Below are 2,937 nucleotides of genomic sequence, written 5' to 3' on the forward strand. Positions count from 1 at the left end.
GATTGGGCGTCGAGGTGCAGTACAGCCTGGAGCACACCGCGGATGTCGAAGGCCCTCTAGGTTCTGTCGTCAAATGTCACGCCCACATCAGGAGTGAGGCGAGGGTGACGGCCGCTTGATAGGACTGGGCGCTCGTGTCGTAGCGGGTGGCGATGCCTCGCCACTGCTTGAGGCGGTTGAAGCACCGTTCCACGACGTTGCGGTGCTTGTAGACCTCGCGGTCGAAGGCCGGGGGACGGCCTCCGCGGCTGCCGCGCCGGGCCCGGTTGCCGACCTGGTCGGCCCGCTCGGGGATCGTGTGGGCGATGCCCCTGCGGCGGAGCCAGGCACGGATCGCCTTCGAGCTGTAGCCCTTGTCGCCCAGGACGTGATCGGGCCGGGTACGGGGCCGTCCCGGTCCGATCCGAGGCACCTGGATCGCTTCCATCACGGCGGTGGACCGGGTGCAGTCGTTGGTGTTGCCGCCTGTGACGACGAAGGCGAGCGGGCGGCCTCTGCCGTCGCAGGCCAGGTGGATCTTGCTGGTCAGGCCGCCTCTGGACCGGCCGAGGGCCGGGTCGCGGAGCCCCCTTTTCGGGCTCCGGCCGCATGCTGATGAGCGCGGACGATGGTGGAATCGACCGACACCAGCCACTCGATGTCTCCCGCCGCGTCCGCCTTCGCCTGCGCGGCCTGCAGCATCCGGTCGAACGTCCCGTCCGACGCCCACCTGCGAAACCGTGTGTGCAGCGTGGCCCACGGACCATAGTGCTCGGGCACATCCCGCCAGGCGACACCGGTGCGGAACTTCCACACGATCCCGTTCAGGACCCTGCGGTCGTCCAGCCGTTTGCGCCCCCGCAACGACTCGGGCAGCAACGGCCGGACGAACTCCCACTCGGCATCCGACAGTTCATGGCGACGTATCACCACACCATGATCCCTCAGCAGCGATCATTTGAAGACACTGCCTAAAGCGCGTTGCAGAATGCCGTGATTTTGCAGGTCAGGGTGCGACTACGGCTGTTCTGATCATGCGGCCATGGCGAGGTTGTGCATGTGGGCGACAGCCTGGACCGCGTGGTGGAGGCCGTCGCCGGGCTGTCGGCAGTCACGGAGGATCTTGTAGTTCTTCAGACGGGCGATCGCGTGCTCGACCCGCGCGCGGACACGGCGGTGCTCCTTGTTGTCGGCTTCCTCGCCGGCCAGCAGAGGTCGGCCGGGTCGTTTGCGGTGCGGGACGACCAGGCCGGTGTTGATGTAGGCGCCGTCGCCGAGCACGGTGACGCCCTGACACTGCTCCGGCAGCCCGGAGCTGCGCCAGACATGGGCGTCGGCTTTGTTGCCCGGGGCCGGACGGGCGGTGGCCACGACCAGGCGTGTGTCGGCGTCGATGATGACCTGCACGTTCGCCGAGAACCGGTAATTGCGGCTTGAGGCGCCGACCTTGCGGTCACGGACCGGCACCAGTGTGCCGTCCACGATCCACAGCCGGTCCGTAGCATCGACGGGGCGGGTGACCGGCCTGAGTGCGAGGAGCGGCCGCAGCCGCCGGATGACCCTGCACACCGTGGCCGGCGAGACCCCGAACAGCGGCGCGAGTTGCCGCATGGTCAGGTTCGTCCGGTAGTAGACCGCCACCATCAGCACCCGATCGGCAAGCGGCAGACACCATGGCCGCCCGATTCGCGGGCCATCGCCACCCCGCTCCCGCACCGCCTTCAACAGTCCCTCGAACTGCTTCATCCGTAGCCCCGTGAACGTCTCCACCCACAACGGCTCAGCCCTCAACACCCCACGCATACAAGGAAAATGCCCAGACCACGGCATTCTGCAACGCGCTTTAGGGGATAGCCCTTCGTCACGCCGACCTCGACCTCAACGTCGTAGGGGACGGCGTGCAGGCCGGTGATCCCGTGCTCGGCACGCCACCGCACCAGGGCCCGGTAGCCCTCGAGCTAGACGAGGGACTGGGGGCGGATGACGCGGCAGCGGGTGAGGGCGGCGATGTCGGCGGCGTCGCGGGGCGACGCGAAGTTGATCACGACCGATGCGACACGGTCGACCTCCCGCTGCGCCTCGCTGCTCTCCTCGGGCACGTCCCCGTTCTCAGAGCCGGCCGAGGTCGCGGTCGCGGGGGAGGGGTGGACGTGGATACGCCGCCGTTCGGTGCCGCGTGTCAGGGCCCGGGAGGCGAGTTGGTCGACCATGCGCTCGGAGTGGGAGCGCAGGGCTTGGAGGATGTCGACCAGGGGCTGGTAGCTGGCGGAGGCGAGCATGTCTTTGGGGTCTTCGCCGGGCTGGAGGAAGACGGGGATGATGATCCGTGCGGTCTTGGCCCGGCCGTCGGGGTTGGGGCGCAGGGCACGTCCGATGTTCTGCACTACGTCGACTTGGGAGCTGCGCGCCCCGACGATGCATACGGCCTCGACGCCGCGCAGTCCGGTGATGTCGACCCCGACACCGAGGGCGCGTACCGAGGAGAGGAAAGCCCTGTGCACGCGCCGGTTCTCGACGTTGATGCCGTTGGCGAACCGGTGGATCACCTGGCGCCGGTGCGCGATGGGATGGTCCCCGCACAGCCAGTCCGCCCACACCCGGTCCGGCGGCACATGACGGCCCTCCTCCAGCTCATACAACTCCGCATGGATCGATGACGCGGGCAGCGCCTCCGCCCCCGCCAGCATGGCCGCGGACGCCTGGGTGTCGTACAACTCGGCGGCGGTACGGCAGTTGCTGCGCGAACGCCGCGGCTTCTTCCACCCGTTGGTGGAACACCATGGTGGTGTGCAGGTTCAGCTGCGCCGCGTGCTCCAGCAGCGCGGCCTGGAGCAGGGCCATGCGCCGTCCCCGCTGCGCCTCCTCCGACTCCCCGAGGACCGGCGAGGGATCGCGGATCTCCAGCACGTCGATCTCGAACCCGGCGAGGATCGAGCGTTCCACCGCCTCGGCCAGTCC

The 2,937-nt window shown here is 68.7% G+C and carries 2 protein-coding genes and 1 pseudogene; all 3 read right to left on the reverse strand.

Annotation, left to right across the window (positions count from 1 at the left end; genetic code table 11):
- Positions 1–76: 76 nt before the first annotated feature.
- Positions 77–906, reverse strand: a protein-coding gene (locus ABTZ59_RS36905; RefSeq protein ID WP_351425833.1) for an IS5 family transposase whose coding sequence is annotated in 2 segments (ribosomal slippage) — positions 77–567 and positions 567–906 — 831 coding nt in all. Because the reading frame shifts where the segments join, the coding sequence is not laid out codon by codon here.
- 105 nt (positions 907–1,011) lie between these two features.
- Positions 1,012–1,782 carry a transposase family protein gene (locus ABTZ59_RS36910; protein WP_351425830.1) on the reverse strand — a complete coding sequence of 257 codons (771 nt, stop codon included), beginning with the start codon at positions 1,780–1,782 and terminating at the stop codon, positions 1,012–1,014.
- Positions 1,783–1,817: 35 nt separating this feature from the next.
- Positions 1,818–2,937: pseudogene (locus tag ABTZ59_RS36915) on the reverse strand (DEAD/DEAH box helicase); the annotation flags it as partial.

This window comes from Streptomyces sp. NPDC094034, from assembly GCF_040303865.1.
In the GTDB taxonomy this organism is placed as follows: domain Bacteria; phylum Actinomycetota; class Actinomycetes; order Streptomycetales; family Streptomycetaceae; genus Streptomyces.

Coding starts and splice junctions, on each gene's coding strand:
- ABTZ59_RS36910 (WP_351425830.1), bottom strand. CDS start 1,782: ATGCGTGGGGTGTTGAGGGCTGAGCCGTTGTGGGTGGAGACGTTCACG.